The sequence below is a fragment of the Streptomyces sp. NPDC005374 genome, assembly GCF_042872225.1.
Lineage (GTDB): Bacteria > Actinomycetota > Actinomycetes > Streptomycetales > Streptomycetaceae > Streptomyces.
Map to the genome: position 1 here is coordinate 65,919 of NZ_JBIAKA010000024.1, position 22,101 is coordinate 88,019.

Sequence of the window (22,101 nt, forward strand, 5' to 3'; positions counted from 1 at the left end):
GGTTGAGCATCTTGTTCCGCCCACTCTCGTTTGTTGGGCTCTCCGGGGCGGGGGGGGGGGGGGGGGGGGGGGGGGCCGGGGCGGGGGGGGGGCCCCCCCCCCCCCGCACCGGCTACCGGTGTGCGCTCTGTGGCGGAGTCGCGTACCAGGCGGCCACGGCCGCGTCGGTGGCGACGGTGCCGCGCGCAACGCCTATGAACGGCTCGTCGCCCTCGACCCCAGTGGCGAGAGCGAAGCGCTCCGCCGCCGCACCCACGACCGCGATCGAGTAGTCACCCGTGAGTGCCACCGCAGTGGTGTTCCCCAGTACCAGCAGGTTCTGCCCCGACTCCGTCGTGATCGGAATCCGCACCGTCACCTGTACGACGGTGACCTTCCCGCCAGGTGCCACGACGACGACCTTGGGGAGCCGGTCAGTGGCCAACTGGTTCTCCGGTGCCTTGTCCGGGATGGCGAGGGCGACCGAGAGCTGCTGACCGGCGGTCATGTGAAGCTGGGCCCCGCGCAGCGAGCCGGGATGGGGGAGCGTACCGAAGAGCATCACGGGATTCTGCCCGTCGAGGATCAACGGGCCCTGCCAGGGGCGGACGGCGGCCGACGTGATCTCGACCGGCGTGTGGGCAGCAGCGGGCACCGTACAGGCGATCAGCGAGGCCGCTGCTACTGCGGCGGCGGTAAACAACCTGTTAGGCGTACGGTTCTTCGTTGTTCCTGTCAAGGAAATCTCCTCCGTCGGCGGCTTCCGCGGCGCGCAATGTCGGCGGCAGTGGAAATGCGGGCATCAGAGTAACCGGGAGCCGAGACGCCATTCGAAAGGTTCAACTGCGGAGACCGCGCAGTCAAACGCTCCGCGGAAATTCCACTGGACAGGGATGATTGTCTTCTGCTGTTCCGCCACGGAAGACTTCACGTCAGAGAGGCCGCCGTGGCGGCGAACGGCCCACGATCACCGCTATTGCACTGACGGTGAACGCCGCCCAGGGAGGAACCGACATGATTCCCCGTTACACACGCCCAGAGATGGCGGAGTTGTGGACGGACCAGGCTCGCTATGAGACCTGGGTGCGCGTGGAGGTCCTCGCGTCGCAGGCGCAGGCGTCACTCGGCGTCGTGCCGGACAGCGCCCTCAAGGACATCATGGCCGCTCCGGTGCCGGACGCGGCGCGTGTCGCGGAGCACGAGCGCCAGCGGGACCACGAAGTACTCTCCTTCCTCGCCGCCTACTGCGAGAGCATGCCCGAGAAGTCCGCGGGCTGGGTGCACCTGGGGATGACGAGTTACGACCTTGTGGACACCGCCGCCGGCCACACGCTGGCGCGCAGTTGTGATCTCCTGATGGGAGCAGTGGCCCGGCTGCGGGACGTTGTTGCGGACCGGGCGGTCGAGCATTGGGGGACCATCTGTATCGGCCGCACCCACGGTGTGCACGCTGAGCCGACGACCTTCGGCCACAAACTCGCCGGATTCGCGTTCGCCGTCGACCGTTCACTCGAGCGGTTGCGCGCGGCCCGGGACGCCGTCGCGGTGGGAACGATCTCCGGCTCAGTGGGCACCTATGCCCTGATCGACCCGTCCGTGGAAGCGTATGTGTGCCGAGAACTGGGCCTCGGCGTGGAGCCTGCGCCCACCCAGGTGGTGGCCCGCGACCGGCATGCGCAACTCGTCCAGGCGGTGGCGACGCTCGGCGCCTGCGTCGAGCAGATCGCCCTGGAACTGCGCCTGCTGCAACGGACCGAGGTCCGCGAGGTCGAGGAGGGCCGCTCCGCGGCCTACCAGGGATCGAGCGCCATGCCGCACAAGCGCAACCCCACCACGAGCGAGCGCCTGTGCGGGCTTGCCCGGCTGCTGCGCGGCTATGCGGGCGCGGCTCTCGAAGACGTGGCGCTGTGGCACGAACGGGACCTCGCCCACCAGTCCGTCGAGCGAGTCGTGCTGCCCGACTGCCTGTCCGTCGCCCACTACCAAGTCACTGAGGCAGCCGAGCTCGTGACATCCCTGCAGGTGTTCCCGGAGCGCATGCGGACTGCCCTTGACCGGACCAGCGGCCTGACACTCAGCTCTGCGGTGCTCGCCGACCTCCTGCAGGCCGGCGTGGAGCGTGAGACTGCCTATCGCGCGGTGCAGCGCGCCGCCGACCGCGTCCTGGCCAGCGGCGGAGATCTCGCGGTGGAGCTCGCCGAGGAGGGGATGTCGGTCGGCACCGTCGGGCCGGAGAGGTTCCTGGTTCATCACGACGTCACCCTCAAGCGATTGGAGGCCCTGCGTGAACGGAAAGATTGAGCGGGTCGACGGAGCCGGTCTGGACATCGACGAAGTCCTGTCCGTCTACCGCTCCTCCGGCCTCGGCGCGCGCCGGCCGATCGGGGACCGGGAGCGGTTCGCGGCGATGCTGCGCAACGCGAACCTCGTCGTGGTCTGCCGTGTCGACGGAGAACTGGCCGGGATCGCCCGTTGCGTCTCGGACTTCTCCTACACGACCTACCTGTCGGACATCGCGGTCTCCGACCGGTGCCAGCGGTCCGGCATCGGACGTGCCCTGATCGACGCCGTCCGGCAGGAGGCTCCCACCGCCAAGATCGTGCTCCTCTCGGCGCCCGCCGCGACGGACTACTACCCGCACATCGGGTTCACCCGTCACGACTCGGCATGGGTCCTCAATCCATGACAGGGGTACCGGGCATCAGGGAAGTGCGCGCCGCGCTACGACACGGCGAACTGTCGGCCACCGACCACGTCCGCGCCGCACTGACCGGTATCGCCGAACGTGACCGGGAGTTAGGCGCGTTCGTCGCGGTCGCCGGCGAACGGGCATTGGCGGAGGCCGAGGCGGCGGACCGGATGATCCGCGCCCTCGGCCCCCAGGCGTGGGAACAGAAGCCGCTGCTCGGCATCACCGTCTCGGTGAAAGACCTCATCCAGACCGCGGATCTGCCGACCACGCGCGGTTCGCTGCTGCCGAACCTACGGGCGTCGGTGGACGCTCCCGCGGTTGGCCGGCTGCGCACGGCCGGTGCGATCGTCATCGGCAAGACGACCACCTCCGAATACGGCTGGTGCGCCAGTACGGTGAGCCGGGTGGCGGCCGCCACCCGTAACCCATGGAGCGCCGGGCGGTCCGCCGGCGGCTCCAGCGGAGGAGCCGCGGTCTCGGTCGCCGGAGGTATGTGCGCGGCGGCGCTCGGCACCGACGGCGCGGGCTCCATCCGGATACCAGCGGCCTTCTGCGGCGTGGTCGGCTTCAAACCCTCGCACGGCCGTGTCCCCTACGTACCGGCCTGCGCCGACCGGCTGGCCCACCTCGGTCCCCTCACCAGGAGTGTGGCGGACGCCCGTGAACTGACCGCTCTGATGGGCGGAGCCCATCCGGACGACCCCGACTCAGGCTTCACCGCCGAGCATTCATACCCAGGCCGGCTGCGGATCGGGTGGATGGAGTTCCCCGGCACCTCGCCGGAGGTTCGCCGGATCACCGAGGACGCTCTGCCCGTTCTCGCCGCTCTGGGCCACCGGGTCGAGCCCATTGAGGTTCCGTTCCCGGACCCTCAGGCAGCCCTGATCGACATCATCGCGGCCGCTGAAGCCGCCGGGACGGCACCCGAGGACGAGTCGCACTGCGATGAGGGGCGGCTGGCGGTCGTGCGCCACGGACGCACCGTCAGCGGCGCGGCGGTCGCGCGGGCCGAGGAGGTGCGCATGGCGCTGCGCATCAGGCTGCACGCGGTGATGCGGCGCTACGACCTCCTCGTGATGGCCACAGTTCCCATCGAACCCTACGCCGTCGACGCGATCGGACCTGACTGGGCCACCGATCCGGCCGACCTGCTCTGGTTGGCCTGGACGCCGGCCACCTACCCCTTCAACCTCACTGGTCAGCCCGCGATCTCATTCCCGGCGGGGACCACTGCCGACGGCTTGCCGGTGGGGCTCCAACTCGTCGGACCCGTCGGCGGCGACGAACTGGTGCTGTCGGTCGCGGCCGCCGCCGAAGCTGCCCTCGGGACGATGCCCGACCCGTTTTCCGGCTCTGCCCGTGAGCCGGTCCTCCCGGTTGCGACCGGCTGATCACAACCAGGCGATGAGTTGGCACCAGCGACTGTCTGATCGTGCGTTCCTGCCCGGGGCCGGGGAATTGAGCCCCACCGTTGCGCTACACAACTATTGGAGCCGTTATGTTGGCCGACTGGGGCCGTCTACTCGTTCGGTTCCGCTGGGTGACGATCGCCGTGGGTGTCATGGTCATCGTGATCGGCGGAGCCTGGGGCGGGGGCGTGTTCACGGCGCTCAAGTCAGGGGGCTTCGAGGACCCGCACAGCGAGTCGTCCCAGGCGTCGGTACGGATCGCCGCCGAGCTCGGCGCGCGGGACGTGGATGTCGTGGTGCTGTACTCCAGCCGCACTGCCGTCGTGGACGACCCCACCTTTGCGAACGCCGTCAACAAGAGAGTCGCGGCCCTGCGGCAACGCCCCGAGATAGCGAACGTGGTCACGTACACCGAGACGAGGTCGCCGTCCCTGATATCGAGGGACCGGCACACCACCGATGTCGCGATCACCCTGACCGGCCAGGACCAGGACCGCAAAGCTCAGCAGTACAAGAACATCGAGTCCGCGCTGTCGGCGGCCGGCCTCACCCAGCAGGTCGGCGGAATCGTGCCGCTCCAAGTGGTCACCGACGACATGGCCAAGAGCGACATCACGCACGGCGAAATGATCGCCTTTCCGGCACTCCTGGTACTGCTGATCGTCATCTTCGGCGGCGTCGTCGCGGCCGGTATGCCGCTGCTTGTCGGCATCCTGGCCATCCTCGGCGCATTGACCGCGACTCGGGTGATCGCCGAGTTCACCCAGGTGTCCACCTTCGCGGCGAACACCATCACCCTGCTCGGCCTCGGCCTGGCCATCGACTACTCGCTGCTTGTCGTCAGCCGCTACCGCAAGGAACTGCTGGAACACGAACCCGCCGAAGCCATCGCCCGCACCATGGCCGGCGCCGGGCGTACCGTCCTGGTGTCCGGGCTCACCGTTGTGCTCGCGCTGTCCAGCCTGTTGATCTTCCCGCTGGTGTTCCTGCGCTCGATCGGACTCGGGGGCATGTCGGCCGTATTCGTGGCCATGGTCAGCGCGCTGACCGTACTGCCCGCCCTGCTCGCGATCCTGGGCCGGCGCATCAACGCCTGGCGTATTCCGCTGCCCGGCCGCCGACGACCGCGGACCGAGCAGACCAGCGAAAGTGGAGGTGCCTGGGCGGCACTGGCGCACACCGTCATGCGTCGGCCGGTGACCTACACCGCTGCAGTCCTTGTGGTGCTCGCAGTGTTCGCCGCTCCCTTCCTGCAGGTGCACTTCGCGGGCAGCGACGAGCGGGTGCTGCCGAAGAGTACCGAGGCGCGGATCGTCTCGGAGAAGATCGCGGCCGACTTCCCCGGCGGCTCCGACGCACCTCTCGACGTCTTCGTCGGGAATGTCTCGGCCGTCCAGGTCAGAGACATCGCCGGCCGGATTGAGGCCGTCCCCGGCATCAGGCAGGTCGCGGTCACCGCGGAGAAGGGCGACTCGGCGATGCTCACCGTCGGCTACGACGGGCCGCGCACCGGCGACACAGCCTACGACGCCGTCCGCGGTATCAGGGCACTGCCGGAACCGGCCGGTGTGCAGGTGTTGGTCGGCGGCCGACCCGCCATGGACGTGGACCGGCTGGCCACGGTGCGGCACGGCCTGCCGTGGATGTTCGCGATCATGGCCGCAGCCACCTTCGTGCTGCTGTTCCTCGCCTTCGGTTCGCTGCTGCTGCCCCTTCTGGCGGTGGTGATGAACCTGGTCTCGATCGGCGCCTCGTTCGGCGTCATCATCTGGATTTTCCAGCAGGGCCATCTGTCCGGCCCGCTGAACTTCACCCCGACCGGCTTCCTCGAACCCACCATCCCGGTCCTCATCCTCGCCACCCTGTACGGCCTGGCCACCGACTACGAACTCTTTCTCGTCTCGGCTGTGCGCGAGGAGTGGCTGGCCGTCGGCGACGCGAATGCCGCGATCGCGGGCGGACTGCAGCGCACCGGCCGGATCATCACGGCTGCGGCGCTGCTGCTGGGCATCGTCGACGCCGGGTTCTCCACCAGCGGCATCGTCTTCACCAAGATGATCGGGGTAGGCATGATCATCGCGCTCATCGTGGACGCCACGCTCGTCCGAGTGGTGCTGATGCCCGCCGTCCTGCGCCTCGTCGGCGCCGCCGCATGGTGGGCGCCCGGCCCGCTTGCTACGCTGCGCAGCCGGATCGGCATCCGAGAGTCCACCGGGCCGGACCTACGGGTAGAGCAGTCCGATCTGGTGTGACCCCTGATACCGACAGTGGTCGGCCCCTTCCCCCCGGGGGGACCGGCCACTGTCCCATGCCGTCCCGGTCAGTCCGGCAGCATCGCGGCTCGGCGGGGCGGGAGCACTCATGCGGGCCGTGTCGGCGGTGTTTCCTCGACGCGGAGCGTACTCACTGCCGGTCGGAGTGCCGACACACGTTCCTCGCTCGCGGCGGCCCGGCGTGAGGACTCCAGGTGCCGCTGCCAGGCGGCCAGGGTCGGTTCGGTGATCAGTACCCGGGAGGAGACCCGGATGCCCTTGCGTCGCCAGCTGTTCACCAGGCGCATGATCCCCAGGGAGTCCAGCCCGAGCAAGAGCAGGTCCGCGTCGTCGGAGACTGACGAGGGCTCGACCTGCAGGAGCGCGGCCACGGCTTCCCGTAGTTCGTCCAGGGTCTGCCGGGAAGCTTCGGAGTCGTTCGTCATGCCGCATCAGTCCTTCGGGTCGCGATCGGTCCTCGGGGCGTCCGCTTCACGGAGAGCCGTGGCCTGTTTGGCCAACAGCGCCTTGTCGACCTTGCCGATACCGGTGAGCGGCAGGTCGGCGGTGAATTCCAGGACGTCGGGAAGCTTGTAGTCGGCGAGTCCGCGCTCGTGCAGTGCCTTCCGGAGCTCCCGCAGGGACGGAGGCCTGCCCGTCGGGCGGACGACGGCACAGACCAGCTCGCCCAGATACGGATCGGGCACGCCTATGACGGCGACCCGGTCCACGCCTGGATGAGTCAGTAGATGCTCTTCGACCTCGGCGGCCGACACCTTGCCGCCGCCTTTGATGATCACGTCCTTGATGCGGCCCTCGATCACCAGCTGCCCGTCCTCGGTCAGCCGCGCGACGTCGCCGGTGCGGTAGAAACCGCCGTCGGTGAAGGCCCGGGCGTTGTGTTCGGAGGCGCGGTAGTAGCCGCGCAGGGTGTAAGGGCCGCGGGTGAGAAGTTCGCCCTGCTGCCCGGGCGCGACCTCGGTACCGGACTCGTCGACGATGCGGATCTCGTCCATGGGTGAGGCAGGACGTCCCTGCGTCTTTGTGACGGTCTCCGCGCTGTCGGAATCCCGGGTGACACTGAGCAGGCCCTCAGCCATCCCGAAGACCTGTTGCAAGCGGCAGCCGAACGCCGGGCCGATACGTTCTGCCACCTCTTGCGGCAGCGGGGCCCCGCCGATCTGGATCGTCCTCAGGCTCGTACCGTCGAACGGGAAGTCCTCGACGGCGTCCAGCCACAGCTGAGCCAGGGACGGTACGAGGGAGGTGAACGTCACCCGCTCGGCGTGGATGAGTTCGAAGCACTCGTCGGGGTCCGGGCCGTCGACTAACACGACCGTCCCGCCGGCGTTGAGCGTCCCCAGCACACCGGGACAGCCCCAGGCGAAGTTGAACTCAACGGGAAGCACCGCAAGGTAGACGTCATCGCCGGTCACGCCGTTGATGCGCGCGGTGGCGCGAAACTGGTAGGCGTAGTCGTCATGCGTTCTCGGAATGAGCTTCGGCAGTGCGGTGGTTCCTCCGGACAGGAGGAAGAACGCGACGTCGGAAGGGTCCGGTAAGCGCTGCGGCACGGGCGCGGGGTCGGCGTCTACTGCGTCGAGGGCGGTAAAGCCAGCGACTGCCCCGCCGTCAGGACCCGGATCGGGCGCGGAGCCGTCCAGGACAAAGACGTGCCGCAACGTCGGCGAGGAGTCCATGACCTTGGCTGCCAGAGCGGTGTAGTCGAAGCCCTGATGCCGGCCCGGTACGACGTATCCGACCGCGCCGGAGATGGAACACAGGTGGCCGATCTCAAGTGACCGATGGGCCAGCAGGGAGAAGACGGGCTTCGCGTCGATGCGGAACAGCGCGAAGCAGACCACGACGAACTCGGGGGTGTTCGGCAGTTGCACGACCACGCGGTCGCCGGCACGGATCCCGCGCGCCAGGAATCCCGCGGCCATCCGGTCCACCCGGTGGTCCAGGTCGTGATAACTGAGCCTGAGGGAGCCGTGGACCAGTGCGCAGCGGCTGCCGAACCGTCGGCACCACTGCCGGAGCAGGTCCGGAAGACTCTCGCCGCGCCAGAAGCCCGCGGCTCGGTAGCGGGTGGCGAACTCCTCCGGCCAAGGCGTGCATCCTTCGAGCACTGGACAAACCTCTTTCGATCAGCGAGGACGGCGGCTGGGGACCGTCAGGCGGAGACCAGGAACCGGGCGACGCTGTCGAGCTTCTCGCAGGTCTCCTCGAACTCCCGGACGGGGCGGGACTGGCTGACGATCCCGGCACCCGCCTGCAGCCAGGCCGTGCCCGCGTGCCGGTAGACCGCGCGCAGGATCAGGGCCGCGTCCAGGAAGCCGTCCTGGTCCACGGTGAGCACCGCACCGCTGTACAGGCCTCGCGCCCGGGATTCGTGGTTGCGGATGGTGGCGTACGCGGCGTCCTTGGGGACGCCCGATGCGGTCACGGCGGGAAAGACGGCGCCGAACGCGTCCCAGGCGCTGTGCCCCTCGGCCAGCTTGCCGGCGATCCTGGAGGCCAGGTGCTGGACGGTGCCGCGCTCGCGGACCGCCATGAACTCCTCCACGGCCATTGAGCCCGGCCGGCAGACTGCCTCGAGTTCGTCGAGGGCGATCCGGACCGAGATGGCGTGTTCGAAGACCTCTTTGGGGTCGGCCAGGAGCTCGCTGCGCAACCGCCGGTTCAGCTCCGGATCTGAGGTGACGGCACGTGTGCCGGCCAGGGGCTGGCTCACCACGCGGCCGTCGCGGCTCACGCTGACGACGATCTCCGGGCTGAAGCCGGCCGCCTCGATCCCGTCGAGACGCAGCAGGAACGAGCGCGCCGGATTGTTGCCCCGTCGCCCGGCCACGTAGGTCCCGACCAAGTCGACGTCATGGCCGAGGGGCAGGACCCGGGACAGGATCACCTTCTGCAGCTTGTGGTCGTGGATCTCCTCGATGGCCAGTGCCACGGCCTGTTGATACTCCTCCGCGCCGGTCTGTCGGACATTCACCGGGTTCGGCCTCCCGGGAGCCGGCGAGGGCCCCGCCAGCGCCGCCACGGTCCTCTCCAGGGCCTTAGGGTCCGTGCAGCGGACCCGTGCCACGCCGTTCTTCAGGCGGACCTCGGTTTCCGGCACGACCAGGTGCAGCAGCCGCTGGTCGCCGACGGTGGTGCGGTCCCCACCCTTGGCGTAGGCCAGTTCGAACGCGGCCCAGCCGTAGGCGCGCCAGTCCGCTACCGCGAGCTCGGCCAGCAGGCTCTGGATCTGGCGCAGGGGTGCTCCGTCCCACGGCAGCAGAGTTTCCCCTTCCGGCCCGCGGATCCGGGCGCCGGAGCGGTCGAGGCAGACCTCGGCCAGCACGCCGCCAGCGAAGGACCACTCACCGTTCCGCTCGTAGAGCACGTAGTCCTCGTGGAGTCCGGACGAGGCGAGCTGTGCGACCGCGGCTAGCGGGTCGGTGGCAAGCGGGACGTCATGTTCGAGGTAAAGCGTGGTGGTTGCTGAAGTCATCACAGGGCTCCGATTCACTGGTGGTGGTTCGTCTCGGTGGCGAAATGGTCGACGACCGCCAGTGCCTGGGCGGGGTTCAGCCGTGGGTCGCACGGTGGTCTCGGCCCGCTGCCCGGAGCAGAGGAAAGGTCTTCGTGGCACTCGGCCACGACATCGGGCGTGACCTCGAGGTGCAGGCCTCCGGGGTGGCATCCGGCTGCGGTGAGGGTCCGGACGAATGCGGAGATCTCAGCGCGGACATCCGGGAGCAGGCGCAGCTTCCGGTCTCCCGACTTGCGGGTGTTGCCGTGCATCGGATCGCACTGCCACAGCAGTGGAGACCCGGTACCGGCGACGGCGCGCGACAGGGCGGTCAGCCGGTCCGCCGCCACGGCGGCCCCCATCCGGGCGATGAGGTTCAGGCGGCCCTGCTCCTGTTCGGGATTGAGGAGCCTGACGAGGTCGACGGCTTCTTGAGTGGTCACCGACGGGCCCAGCTTGACCCCGATCGGGTTGGCAACGGAGGCGGCCCACCGCACATGCCAGTCGGCAGGTCCGCGGGTGCGCTCCCCGACCCAGACAAGGTGGCCGCTGGCGGCGTACCGGAGGAAACCGCCTCGCGTGAACGGCTCTTCGTAGTCGCGTAGCAGGGCCTCGTGCGAGACGAAGACCGGACGGCGACCCGGACCCGCCTGGGCCTGCAACTGCCGCAACGTGTCCTGGGAGCGGTCGTAGGCCGTCAACAGACGCCATGGATCCGCACGTCGGGCGAGGGGGGTCGGCTGGGTACCGTTGACGGCGTCGCCGCGGTACACCGGAAGCACTATGCCGTCGGGCAGGGCTTCGGTAGCTTCGCTGCGCGGTTTGGCGTGCTGGCCGGCCATCCGCGCGACGAGGACGGTCTCGCGTCCGGTGCGGTCGGCCAGCCAGTCCGCCATCTGCTCGTAGAGGGACAGTCGCGCGGCGATGTTGTCGGTATCGGCCATGGCGAACGTCTCGGCGCACTCGCCGACGTGCAGCAGGAAGGCACTGCCGCTCTCCACCCGCGCGAGTGCCCTGCGCAGGGCTCGGATCTCGTCCGGGACGACCAGCGCGGGGAGGTCGGCCAGTTCTGCCCGGATGCATGCCAGATCCGGGTGGTTGGCCCACGGCGGTTGCTGTGCCGCGGGAAGGCGGCTCAACCCCTGCTGCTGCTCGGGCCTGTGCAGCCCTGGGAGCGGGGTGCCGGCGCCGAGCGCGGGCCGACGCACGGTCACCGCTCCTCCGTCTGGTTCCGGTCTCCCGGCATCGGAGCGCCTCCGGTGGTCGTCACCCAGTGCCAGGCGGGATCGAAAGAGGTCACGTCGGCGTTGGCCCCGCGGGCTGCTAGTTCTGCCACCAGGGTCGTCGCCCGCGAGATGAACCCGGACACGCGGTGCGCGGCCAGAAGTTCCTGCTCGTCAAAGGGACGGCCCTCGCAGCGCAGCAGCCGCACATCGACAAACCCGTTGAACGTCCGGTCCAGTACGGTCACCGCCTGAGGACTGCGGATGCTGAAACGCACCCGGGAGGCGATGTGCCCGTGGTGGTGCTGATCCGAGAAGTAGGCGATGTCTGGCATCGTGGGCGGTACGAAGTAGTCGCGGCCGTCCACCTCGTGACCTGGCGGGAGGCCGCCGGGAAGGAAGTGCCAGGAGTTGTACTGCATCCGCGCGGACATGGACCAGGCCACATCGGCCAGCCGGGCGGTCGACCCGCCGAAGTAGCGGATCGCCGCGGGATCGGGCACGACGCAGCAGAAGAACTCCGGCAGATCCCATGACACGATGCGCTGCCAGTCCTGCTCTCGGAGGGCTTTGATCAGCCGGGGGAGTGAGCGCATGCCGCGACTCATGGCGAAGTCCGCTCCGAACACCTCGACGGCTGCGGCCACCGTCGTGTGGATGAGCGATTCCTGGCCTGTGCCGTAGCCGCCGTGCGGCGCGATCAGCCAGTCCGGCGAGTCGGCCAGGCTCTCCCCGAGAGCAGCGAGAGTGCTGCCGGCCACCGGCAGCGAGTCCCGCAACCGGGAGCAGAGTTCTTGGTCGAGAGTCCGGCAGGGCTGCGCCGGGGGTCCTGCGACCCGCTCGATCTTGTGCATCAGCGGCCCGTGAATCTCACGGTAGAGCTGGACACCCGGTCCGAGAGCTGTGCGCCGGGAACGGAGCGCCCCGGCGAGGTCGTTGAGGTGCTCGATGCGCTTGGAGGAGGCCGGTGGGATGCGCTCGGCGGTCTGCGTGCTCTCGTAGTTGCGGCGTGCGCGCTCGAGCAGGTCAGCGATGTGGTCCACGCTCAGCTGGGTCCCGTTGCTCTCCTCGATCCGTCCGAATCCGGCCGAACGAACCAGGAGTATGAGGCACACGACGAGTTCGGCGTCGTTGTCGGACCACAGCTCAAGCGGCAGGCCCTGCAGGCCGGTGAGGGCACAGTCCGGATGCCCAGGCCACAGAGTCTTGCCGGGAAGGTTGTTGCGCTCTCGGAAGTTGGTGTAGCGGCGGTCACCCTGGTAGAGAACGACCGGCGCGGTCCGCAGCGTCGCCTGCTTCAGCACCTCCAACAGCTCGTCGCGGTTGTCGACGGTCTCCAGCCAGCGTCGGCAGTCGGCGACCGCGGTCCGGCGCCGTACCGTCGCACTGTCCAGTTCAGCCTGGTAGTCGGCCACTGCCTTGGCAGGCCAGGGCACCCGTATGATGCCGCCGACGAGGTCCGACGTGTCTGCGAGTGGCGGCTGCGACGGCAAGCGGATGACGATCCGCCCACTGGTCGTCAGCCCGATCGCGCCGTGGAATCCCGGCGTGTCGTCGACCTCGTGAACCGCGGGTCGCTCGTCGGAGTGGCCCTCGCGCCAGGACAGGCCGCACAACACCTTGAGCGCGCATTCCTCGGGCATGCTCAGGGCCCGGAGCTGGATGTCGGACGGCACGTGGCCGCCAAGTGTGAGCAGGGACTGCACCAGCGTGACCAGATCGGGTGCGTGCTCCGCCTGCTCCCACGCACGCTTGAGGAGGCCGGGGAATCCGGCGTCGGGCTCCCTGGCCCGGTCCGGGCCCGTGGCCGAGCCGGCCGGGCTGCCAAGGCGGCTCGGCCGGCGGCTCTGCCGGGCCCTCGCGATGGCCTCGCGCCGGGAGGGCCGGCGGGGCTGGGCCGGCCGGTCCATCACCGGCCTCCGGCCGTCAGGTTCACGAGGCTCCACAGGTCGTGGCCGGTCGGCTCCCAGTCGTCGTCGACGTAGATGCAGTCCATTGGGCAGACGACCACGCACGCCGGGCAGCCCGAGCACAGCTCCGGAATGATGACGACGTCGAGTCCGCGGTCGAAGATCGCGTCGAATTCCGGCGGACAGTGCCTCAGACACGTATCGCAGGTGATGCATTCCGACGCCTCGATACGGCGTGGAGATTTCTTCCATAGCTCGTTGCGGGCCCGCTCGGCGATGCGGTCGGGTCGCCTGGTGCCGATCGGCGCCGACGCACCGTCAATCGTCTCCATTGCGTTCTCCTGGTGATCGTTTAGATGGCTTTCGGACCAGGCTTCTTGCGCATTGCGAGTCGGCTGATGTCTGTTCGTGGAGACCTAAAGATGGTCAATGAAATCAATTTGATGATGGCGGGTCTGGCCATCGTTCTGGAATATTTCATTCCAGGTCAAGTCGAGTCGCGATGGGAAGTCTGTGAGTTGGCAGTGCTCCGCTCCGCGCCGTCCTGACAAGGAAAACACCAGCTCAACAGGGCTTTGCGAGCATTTGAACTTGCATGCAGACACAGTCGTTGACGAGGGCTGACCGCGTTTCCTAGGGTCATAGCCGCGTTCCAACGTCCTGAAATTATTCGGACACGGAGGGGTTGGGAACATGCTGGATCTAGTCCGAAAATCTGACGAGGACTACGGCGGAATCGTTACTCGGCACGAGGAAGCGTCGGCGTCTGATCTGTCGATAGAAAACTATCCGATCCGCATCGTCGAAATCAAACAATTGGTTCTGTTTGGTTCGCCGAGATCGGCCGGAGAAGACCCGGCGCATACTCGCGCTCTCGCCGAGATAATCGACCTTCCGCCGATCATCGTGCACGAGTCGACCATGCAAGTAATCGATGGGATGCATCGCGTTCGCGCGGCTCTGCTCAACGGTCGGGCTGCCATCGCGGCACGCGTGATCGACTGCGATTCGGCCACTGCGTTTGTGCTCGCGGTCAGGGCAAACATCACGCACGGCCTGCCGCTGTCACCGCCGGATCGAAGGGCGGCGGCCGACTGCATCATCACCTCGCACCCGAACTGGTCGGACCGCGCCGTCGCGGCCGCCACCGGGCTGTCGGACAAGACCGTGTCGACGATCCGGGCCAGTTCAACCTCGGACCTTCCGCAGTCGGACGACCGTGTGGGACGGGACGGCCGGGTCCGGCCGCTGAACAGCGCGGCCCGGCGTCGGCAGGCGGCCGAGTTGATCGCTGAGCGTCCGGAAGCGGGACTGCGGGAGATCGCCCGCGCGACCGGCCTGTCGCCCGCCACCGTACGGGACGTGCGGATGAGGACCGGCCGGGGTGAGGACCCGGTTCCCGCCAAGTACCGGGAGACGTCATCGGTGCACCTCGACCCCGAGCCCTGTCCGACGCCGCAGGAAACGCTTCCTGTCCGTCGGCCGGCACCGGGACCCGCCACGGTGGACGGTAAGGCGCTGCTGGCCAAGCTCGTGAGCGATCCCTCGCTGCGGTTCAGCGAGAGCGGCCGGGTGACGCTGCGTTGGTTACACCACCACGCGGTGGATCCAGAAAGCTGTCGCGGCGTGGGGAGCACCATTCCGAACCACTGGTCGCTGCCCATCGCCGAGCTGGCGCGCAGCTGCGCAATGGCGTGGCTCATGCTCGCCGAAGAGCTGGACGAGCGGCGCTGAGACCCAAGGCGGTCTCGGGCGACGCCGGTCGCGCCGGGGTCGGGCCCGCACCGCGACTGCTTCAGTGCCCGGTGACCACCGGTTTACCGGTCAGTGGTCACCGGGCACCGACCGTCGGTGCCCGCGGGCGCCAGTGGTACCGGGTGGCGACTGCCCGAATCGACAGAGCTGCACAGCGCTCGTGGAGGTAATCACGGCGGCCATGACTCGGGCACAATGATTTGACAGCGACAGAGTGTTTCGAAACACTGGGCGAATTCGCAGCAGTGCGTCGTGGCCCCTGCGCGGCCCGGAAGGGATCCCCATGCCCGTCGTCCGCAAACAGGCTGGCCGGCCTGCGCGGCGCCAAGAGCCCTTACGGGGGCCGACCCTGGCCGCATCGCTGGCGCAGGCCTACGGCGGGAGGCGCGGCGAACCGGAAGAGACCCCGCTTGACGGGGCGACGGTGGCCATGGAACTGCTTTCGCCGCAGGGCAGGATCGATCCGTATCCGCTCTACGCGAAGGCCCACCAGCTGGGCCCCATCTCTTCGATCGGTGGCGGCTGGTTCATCGCGCCGGGCTATGCGGTGGTCAATCAGGTGCTGCGCAGCCTTGAATTCGGGGTCACCGGTGCGGAGATCAGCAAGGAGCGCCGTGACGAGCACGCCGCACTGACACTGCTGGCGCCGTCGATCCTGGAGACAAACCCGCCGGAGCACACCCGGATGCGGTCCCTGATCGGATCGGTGTTCACCCAGCGCCGGATCGCGACGCTGGAACCGACGATTGCGGCAGCGGTGGACTCGCTGCTCGACAAGCTGGCCGAGTCAGGCAGTGACGGTACGCCTGTCGACTTCATGGCGGACTTCGCCTTCCAACTGCCGGTCACTGTGATCTGCGAAATGCTGGGTGTGCCACGCTCTGACCGTCACCGGTTCCGCGCACTGGCCGCCGGCTTGACCACGGCGCTGGAGTTCATGCCCGACCCGTCCGGCTTGGAGCCGGCCGACGCGGCGGCGCGCGAACTGGCCCAGTATTTCACGGCGTTGACCGCCGAGCGCCGGGCGGCACGCCGTGACGACCTCGTGAGTGCGCTGGTGGCGGCCCGGGACACGGAGGACGGCCGGCTGTCCGAGGCCGAGCTCCTGGCAAATCTGGCCCTCCTTCTGGTAGCAGGATTCGAAACGACGACGGACCTGCTGGGAAATGGGCTCGGGGTCCTGTTCTCCCGTCCGGAGACCGTTCAATGGCTGCGGTCGGGTCGGGGCGATGTGGCGGCATTCATCGAGGAGGTGCTGCGCTGCGAGTCCCCGGTCCAGCTGACTTCCCGTGTGGCCCTGACCGACGGACTGGAACTGGCCGGCGTCCCGATCCCGAGGGGGTCACGGATCATCCTCATGCTGGGCGCGGCCAATCGCGACCCCGAGCGGTTCCAGGACCCGGACCGCTTCGATCCTGCGAGGACCACCATGAAACCGCTCAGCTTCGGCGTCGGCGCGCATGTCTGCCTGGGCAACGGCCTCGCCCGCCTTGAGGCAGCGGTCGCCTTTCCCCGCCTGCTGTCGCGCTTCCCGGGACTGGCCCCCGCTGCTTCACCGACGCGGCGCGACCGTCTCGTGCTGAGAGGGTACGAGACCTTCCCGGTACGCGTCGCCTCGACGTCACGGAAATAGAAGATGCTTCCCAACGTTCGGGCACCGCTGTGTGCGGTAGGTATGAGCGTGAGGTCCGAGTAGGAACAGCAGGTTCAGGAGGGCGGACGCAGACCCGCCAGGGTCACCTGGACGAGCCGACGGGTCGCCGCTTTCGAATCAAGGCTGCCGGCCGCTGACAGAGCATGCAGGCAGTAGCCGGCGAGTTCGTCCGCCGACACGTCCTTGCGCAGTGCGCCGCCGCGGGCCGCTTCGGCTATCAGATCGCGGATCAGGTCGCGGATCTGATGCTGTGCGTGGCCGACGTGCTCGTCACGGTGCAGGAGCCGAACGAGTTCTGGGTCGTGGTGCCCGCGGGTCTGGTAGGTGATCAGGGCAAAGGCGTTCAAGACCTCTTCCAGCCGGCGCCCAGCGTCGCTGATCTGATCACGGACCTCGAACAACTGGTGCAGGTGCTGGCCGATTTCGCGGGCGTGCCAGGCGTGCAGGATGCTGTCGACGTCCGGGAAGTACTTGTAGAGGGTCGCCCGTCCGATGCCGGTCTCCTCGGCGATCTGGGACATCGTCACCGAACGGAGGCCGCGATCGAAAACCAACGCCGCGGTCGTGGCCAGTACAGCATCCCGAACGTCGCGCCGGTGCGCCTCGATCGTCTCATTCCACAATTTGGGCACAGCTCAACGATACACCACGCTATCTTTTAATACACTGACGCTTGACCATATACATGGTGTCTCGATAAAGTGTCGGTGCAGGTGAAGGCCCCCGGAAGGAGCACGATGCCGAGCATCGAGGCCCATATCGACACCGCACGTGCCGGTCGCTACCTCGTCCAGCTGTGTCGACACGCGGCGGCGATGAGCGAGGCGGAGGGCCACCGGTCCGGGCGGCACGGTGACGCCACGGCTCACGGCCCCGACGGCGGGGGCGACGGCCATGTTCAGGTTCGGTCTGAGTGGTCGGACACCCGCGGTGTCATCGAGTTCGCACCGCACGGCCGCTGTGCCGTCGACGCCACCGGGACAGGGCTGGACGTGCGGATCGACGCCACCGACGAGGGCAGGCTGGTCAGGATCCGGCAGATCATCACCGAGGACCTCGACAGATTCGGCCGTCGGGACGGCCTGGTGGTGAACTGGAGCCGCATCGAGGGTGCGGGGACTGCGTAGCCGGGCTGGACGCGTCTTTCGAAGTCTCTTTCCGTCCTGACAAAGGCCCGTTTCTCGCCGCCTACGCACCGGCAACGCCCCATGACTCATTGCGAACGCCGGACAAGGCGGGCGACTATATGGGGCCCAGGAGAAAGTCGGTCGCAAGGCATCGTTATTCGATGCCTTCGGGAGGAGACAGTGAAATGAGTGAACGCGGTACGGAGTTGATGAGCAAAGCGCTCGCACAACTCGACGAGGCTCGCGGGCTTCTCGCCGAAGCACATGACTCAGATCTCCACCGGCCGTATGTCGACAGGGAAGGCGATCACTCCGCCAACTCGGTGGGCAACGCCGCACTGCATTTTGTCGAGGGATATCAGAAGATCGGCCGGCTCCTGAAAGGGGCGGGTTACGTGTCGGCTTCGCTGACCGGAGAAACTGTGCAGGGCAACGGTCACCGCCACGACCACGACCATGAGGCCGAGATCACGGACGTGCTCAAGGGCCTGGACGCGGCCAAGGTCAGGCTGACACTGCTGGCGGACCTGACCGACGCACAGCTCGACAGCATCCCTCCGATGAAGAACCAGTGGGCGGACGGCGAACGGACCCTCCTCACGGTGCTCGACGTCATCATCGCCCACCAGGCAGGCCACTTGGCGAGCCTGGGGGACGCTCTGGGCTGACGCCTGGCCCGCACACGGCAAGTGGCCGCCCTCACGCGAATCTCGCGGAGGGCGGCCACTTGCCGTGTCGTGCCGTTTCTTGGTCGCGCGCGGGCGGTGTGCGGTCAACGACAGCGCGTCGGCTACCGGTAGGCGCGCGCTTGGAGTGAGTAGAGCTCCGCGTAGAGACCGTCCTTGGCCATCAGTTCCTTGTGGCGTCCTTGCTCCAGGACCTGGCCGTTGCTCAGGACGACGATGAAGTCCGCCATCCGTACCGTCGAGAAACGGTGCGAGATCAGCAGGGTGATGCCGTGCCGGCCGGCGATCCGCTGCTGGGAGTCTGCGATCCGCTCGAACAGGGCGTGCTCGGTCTGCGGGTCCAGCGCCGATGTGGGCTCGTCGTACACCGCGAGCAGGGGACTGCGGCGCATCATCGCGCGGGCCAGTGCGAGCTTCTGCCACTCGCCGCCGGACAGGTCGGTTCCCCCCTCCCACATCGAGCCGAGCTGCGTGAACACGCCGGACGCCAGCCCGTCGACGAAGTCGGCGTTCGCCTCGCCGAGGGCCGTGCGGACCGCGTTCTCGTCACCGAGGGACTTCAGGTCGCCGACGCCGACGGATTCCTGGACCGGGAACTCGAACCGCATGAAGTCCTGAAAGCCCGCGGTGATGCGCTGCCGGTACTCCTCGTAGTCCACGGATGCCAGGTCGGTGTCGTCCAGGAGCACGGTTCCCTCGGTCGGCTCGTACATGCGGCTGAGGAGCTTGACGAGGGTGGTCTTGCCCGCGCCGTTCTCTCCCACGATCGCAACGACCGACCCGGCCGGCAGCATCAGGTCGACGTTCCGCAGCGTTGGCGACTCCTTGCCGGGATAGCAGAAGCTGACCCCCCGCAGCTCGATGCCCCGTTCCAGGGCCGCCGGGACAGGCTGCTTCACTCGGTTCGCCGAGGGATCGGCCATCTGCTCGGCCAGCCAGTAGTAGTCGTCCGAGACGACTGTGGCCCGCTTCAGCAGGCCGATGACCTCCGTCACGCGGACCGCCGCTGCGACCACCGCGGCGGTGATCGACAGCGTCAACGCGACATCACCGGGGCTGATGCGCCCCTGGGCTGCGGCCCGGATCGCCACCACGGCGGCTGCTATGTAGGTCAGGGCGAAGATCAGCCAGCCTGCGAGGCCCACCCAGTACGCCCGGAACGAGGCGGGTTCCGTGGTGCGTTCGACGTCCGAGGACAGATCACGGTGCCGTCCGATCAGTTCGTCCTGGAGGCCGAACGTCCTGATCTCCTTGCCGGAAGCGACGCTGGAGGCGACGGCGGACAGGTGGCCGAGCAGCCTGCGGCCGGGTGCCGCCTGCTGGTCGGCTCTGATGCGCATCTCCTCCGCGCGCTGAGTGAGGGCGGCCGCCGGCACCGCCACCACCGGCAGGGCCGCGAGCAGGAGGTTGACCCGTGCCAGCACGCCTGCGCTGACCAGCAGCTGTACGACGATGAGCGGCAGCACCAGGGCATTCGCCATGCCCATCAACAGGTTGCTGAAATTCCGCTTCAGCATCTGGAGCCGCTCCCAGAAGTCCGCCCGTTCGAGGTGCGCCAGACCCGGAGCACCTGAGGCGGCGACCAGGATCCGGCGCTGCATCACCATGATGGAACGCTGCCGGATGCGGGCGGTAAGCCAGTTCTGTGCCGCCGGCGTGCAGACGACAAGCAGCAGCGCGGCCGAGCAGACGACCGCGCCCACGACCGCAGGTGTGGTCCGGTGCTCGTAGAGACCGTCGACCAACGGACGCAGGCCAAGGGCGAACATCAGCGGACCGAGCGACCCGGCCAGCCCGACGAGCACGAAGCCCAGAAACAGGGCGGGGCCTGTCTCCCAGCCGATGCCCAGCATCAAAGCGCCGGTCCGCAGCCAGCGGCGCGCTCCGCTTGCACCCGGGACCCTCATCATGCCGACACCTCGCCGAACCGTGCCGCCTGCAGCTGGAACATCTCCGCGTAAGCGCTGCCCTGGGCGACCAGCTCGTCATGGGTACCCTGCTCCGCGACACGGCCGTCGGACAGCACGATGATCGACGATGCCTGACGCACGGTGGAGAACCGGTGCGAGATCACGATGGTGGTCAGCCCTTTGGTGAGGGTCAGGAACTGTTTGTAGAGTTCGGCTTCTGCCCGGGCGTCCAGGTTGGCGGCCGGTTCGTCCAGGATCAGGAACCGGGCACCGTGGCGCACCGAGAACAGCGCTCTGGCCAGGGCGACTCGCTGCCATTCGCCGCCCGACAGGTCCGAACCGTCCTTGTGTTGCGATGACAGGACCGTGTCCCAGCCCTTGGCGAGCTGTTCGATCCGGTCGGCGATTCCGGCCTCCGCGGCCGCGCTGCGGATGCCGTCCAGGTCGTCCTGGGCGGCTGGGTGTCCGAGGCCGATGTTGTCGCGGGCCGAGAGCTCGAAGCGCAGGTAGTCCTGGAAGACCGCGGCTACCGACCGCTGCCAGGACACCGGGTCGATGTCCGGCAGGGGAGTGCCGTCGACCCTGATCCGGCCCGCAGTGGGCTCGTACAACCGGCACAGGAGCTTCACCAGGGTCGTCTTGCCTGCGCCGTTCGCGCCGACGATGGCCAGCGACTGTCCGGCGGGGATGGTCAGGTCGAGTCGTTCCAGGACCTTGGGGGAGTCGTCGGAGTAGCGGAAATCGACGTTCTCGAACCGGATCCGGCTGCGCGGCGCCCCCTGCGGAGAAGCGGCGGCGAGCTGCCCGCGTTCGACGGTCGCCTGGGCCACGGGGTCGGCCGCCGCGGCCTGGTCAAGGACGCTCACGGCGGCCTCGAACCTGGCGAACGTCTCCAGGGCGAGGGCCGACTGAGTACGGGCCAGCGAGGTCGCCCCCACCATCGATGCGGTCATGATGATGGCCTGCGCGTAGGCGCTGGCCCAGCCGATGCCCACCGAGCTGTCCAGCGCGCGGCCGGTGAGCCATCCCAGGCCGCCGAGAGTGACCGCCGCGAGCGTCAGCGTCGCCAACAACGATCGCGTCTGCCGCCGTTTGAACAGAAATTTCGCGGACTGCAGCCAACTGTCGGCGAACCGGTCACGCAGGAAGCCTGAGAGGCCGAAGACCCGGACTTCCTTGGCCCCCGCCGGGGTCGCCGCCAGATCGTAGAAGTAGTCCTGGCGCCGGGCGAGTTGGTTGGTTCCGAGGTGGTGCGCAGTCTCCCGCTTGGCCACCTTCTGGATCTCGTACTCCGCCCACAGCGACGCTCCCAGCAGCACAACCGCCATCATCGGGTTGAAGGTGGCGAGCAGGACACAGCCACCGATTTGTCCGACCCGCGCGGTGAACAGCGCGCAGACGCCGCCCACCGCCCTCCCCGGCTTCAGCCACGCACGGAACGTCTCTCCGCCGACCGCAACCAGACTCGCCACGTCGCGCCGTTCGAGGTGTGCGATGCCAACCGGTCGCATGACCGCGGCCATCAGCCTGCGCTGCTGCGCCAGATCCACCCGGTTGCCCAGTGCGGTGGTGACCGTGGTCTGCAGACCGCCGATGACGAACTGGAACGCGAGGAGAAGGCCGGCCACCACCGTCCATACCAGGGCCGAATGCGTGGCGGCCGAATCCGGCCCGCCGCGCGCAGCCGCGGGGATTTTGCCGACGACGATACCGATGACCGCGACATTACCCAGCGGGATGATCGAACCGGCCAAGGCAGTGCAGCCGGTCATGACCGTCAATAGAGGGCCCGTGTCGTAGGCCTGGCGGCAATAACTCGCATAGAGGCGAAAAATTCGTGATCTCCTGGGCGCCACAGTGGCCGAGTCCATTCCATCACGCTATGGCGATATGCGGAGTCGGGTCAACCCGCCGATGCTAATGGAGACTTGGTCCAATAATTGCGCGAAGGAGCGATACAGGCCCAAGTCGGACAGCTGCCGGC

General features: G+C 68.2%; 18 protein-coding genes. 8 read left to right on the top strand and 10 right to left on the bottom strand.

Features of this window, described 5'->3' with window-relative positions:
* Nucleotides 1-112: 112 nt before the first annotated feature.
* Nucleotides 113-718 carry a hypothetical protein gene (locus ACFYRX_RS41980; protein WP_389112057.1) on the bottom strand — a complete coding sequence of 202 codons (606 nt, stop codon included), beginning with the start codon at nt 716-718 and terminating at the stop codon, nt 113-115.
* 275 nt (nt 719-993) lie between these two features.
* Here ACFYRX_RS41980 and purB point away from each other — a divergent pair, with 275 nt between their 5' ends.
* The 4 genes from purB (at nt 994) to ACFYRX_RS42000 (ending at nt 6,332) form a co-directional block, all read left to right on the top strand.
* The gene (gene purB / locus ACFYRX_RS41985; protein ID WP_389112059.1) at nt 994-2,280 is read left to right on the top strand and encodes an adenylosuccinate lyase; all 1,287 of its coding nucleotides are present in this window, start codon (nt 994-996) and stop codon (nt 2,278-2,280) included.
* Nucleotides 2,264-2,665, top strand: a complete 402-nt coding sequence (locus ACFYRX_RS41990; RefSeq protein WP_389112061.1) for a GNAT family N-acetyltransferase — start codon at nt 2,264-2,266, stop codon at nt 2,663-2,665. Before purB ends, ACFYRX_RS41990 begins: the two co-directional genes overlap by 17 nt.
* Nucleotides 2,662-4,062: an amidase gene (locus ACFYRX_RS41995; RefSeq protein ID WP_389112063.1), complete on the top strand. Its 1,401-nt coding sequence runs from the start codon at nt 2,662-2,664 to the stop codon at nt 4,060-4,062. Before ACFYRX_RS41990 ends, ACFYRX_RS41995 begins: the two co-directional genes overlap by 4 nt.
* A 149-nt stretch (nt 4,063-4,211) precedes the next feature.
* Nucleotides 4,212-6,332: an MMPL family transporter gene (locus ACFYRX_RS42000; RefSeq protein WP_389112064.1), complete on the top strand. Its 2,121-nt coding sequence runs from the start codon at nt 4,212-4,214 to the stop codon at nt 6,330-6,332.
* A gap of 107 nt (nt 6,333-6,439) precedes the next feature.
* Here ACFYRX_RS42000 and ACFYRX_RS42005 read toward each other — a convergent pair whose 3' ends face one another.
* From ACFYRX_RS42005 to ACFYRX_RS42030, 6 genes are read right to left on the bottom strand one after another with little or no spacing between them, the layout of a single operon-like run.
* Nucleotides 6,440-6,778 carry a phosphopantetheine-binding protein gene (locus tag ACFYRX_RS42005; protein WP_389112066.1) on the bottom strand — a complete coding sequence of 113 codons (339 nt, stop codon included), beginning with the start codon at nt 6,776-6,778 and terminating at the stop codon, nt 6,440-6,442.
* A gap of 6 nt (nt 6,779-6,784) precedes the next feature.
* Entirely contained in the window at nt 6,785-8,464 is a 1,680-nt protein-coding gene (locus tag ACFYRX_RS42010; RefSeq protein WP_389112068.1) for a (2,3-dihydroxybenzoyl)adenylate synthase, read from the bottom strand.
* Nucleotides 8,465-8,508: 44 nt separating this feature from the next.
* A complete protein-coding gene (locus ACFYRX_RS42015; RefSeq protein WP_389112070.1) occupies nt 8,509-9,831 on the bottom strand; it encodes a salicylate synthase in 1,323 nt (440 codons plus the stop codon).
* Nucleotides 9,832-9,845: 14 nt separating this feature from the next.
* The gene (locus tag ACFYRX_RS42020; RefSeq protein WP_389112072.1) at nt 9,846-11,066 is read right to left on the bottom strand and encodes a 3-deoxy-7-phosphoheptulonate synthase; all 1,221 of its coding nucleotides are present in this window, start codon (nt 11,064-11,066) and stop codon (nt 9,846-9,848) included.
* Nucleotides 11,063-12,985 carry a hypothetical protein gene (locus ACFYRX_RS42025; protein ID WP_389112073.1) on the bottom strand — a complete coding sequence of 641 codons (1,923 nt, stop codon included), beginning with the start codon at nt 12,983-12,985 and terminating at the stop codon, nt 11,063-11,065. Before ACFYRX_RS42025 ends, ACFYRX_RS42020 begins: the two co-directional genes overlap by 4 nt.
* Nucleotides 12,985-13,317 carry a DUF362 domain-containing protein gene (locus ACFYRX_RS42030; protein WP_389112075.1) on the bottom strand — a complete coding sequence of 111 codons (333 nt, stop codon included), beginning with the start codon at nt 13,315-13,317 and terminating at the stop codon, nt 12,985-12,987. The genes ACFYRX_RS42025 and ACFYRX_RS42030 overlap by 1 nt, the downstream gene beginning before the upstream one ends.
* Before the next feature lie 361 nt (nt 13,318-13,678).
* On the opposite strand from ACFYRX_RS42030, the gene ACFYRX_RS42035 reads away from it, so the two are divergent.
* Entirely contained in the window at nt 13,679-14,719 is a 1,041-nt protein-coding gene (locus ACFYRX_RS42035) for a ParB N-terminal domain-containing protein (protein ID WP_389112077.1), read from the top strand.
* A 304-nt stretch (nt 14,720-15,023) separates the two neighbouring features.
* Nucleotides 15,024-16,373 (top strand): cytochrome P450, encoded by a 1,350-nt coding sequence (locus ACFYRX_RS42040; RefSeq protein ID WP_389112078.1) that lies wholly within the window; start codon nt 15,024-15,026, stop codon nt 16,371-16,373.
* A gap of 74 nt (nt 16,374-16,447) precedes the next feature.
* On the opposite strand, the gene ACFYRX_RS42045 is transcribed toward ACFYRX_RS42040, so the two are convergent.
* Nucleotides 16,448-17,026 carry a TetR/AcrR family transcriptional regulator gene (locus tag ACFYRX_RS42045; protein WP_389112080.1) on the bottom strand — a complete coding sequence of 193 codons (579 nt, stop codon included), beginning with the start codon at nt 17,024-17,026 and terminating at the stop codon, nt 16,448-16,450.
* A gap of 105 nt (nt 17,027-17,131) precedes the next feature.
* On the opposite strand from ACFYRX_RS42045, the gene ACFYRX_RS42050 reads away from it, so the two are divergent.
* A complete protein-coding gene (locus ACFYRX_RS42050) occupies nt 17,132-17,521 on the top strand; it encodes a DUF2218 domain-containing protein (protein ID WP_389112081.1) in 390 nt (129 codons plus the stop codon).
* A gap of 185 nt (nt 17,522-17,706) precedes the next feature.
* A complete protein-coding gene (locus ACFYRX_RS42055) occupies nt 17,707-18,189 on the top strand; it encodes a DinB family protein (RefSeq protein ID WP_389112082.1) in 483 nt (160 codons plus the stop codon).
* Between the two features lie 122 nt (nt 18,190-18,311).
* Here ACFYRX_RS42055 and ACFYRX_RS42060 read toward each other — a convergent pair whose 3' ends face one another.
* Nucleotides 18,312-20,117, bottom strand: a complete 1,806-nt coding sequence (locus tag ACFYRX_RS42060; protein WP_389112083.1) for an ABC transporter ATP-binding protein — start codon at nt 20,115-20,117, stop codon at nt 18,312-18,314.
* Nucleotides 20,114-21,988, bottom strand: a complete 1,875-nt coding sequence (locus tag ACFYRX_RS42065) for an ABC transporter ATP-binding protein (RefSeq protein WP_389112085.1) — start codon at nt 21,986-21,988, stop codon at nt 20,114-20,116. The genes ACFYRX_RS42060 and ACFYRX_RS42065 overlap by 4 nt, the downstream gene beginning before the upstream one ends.
* Nucleotides 21,989-22,101 lie beyond the last annotated feature (113 nt).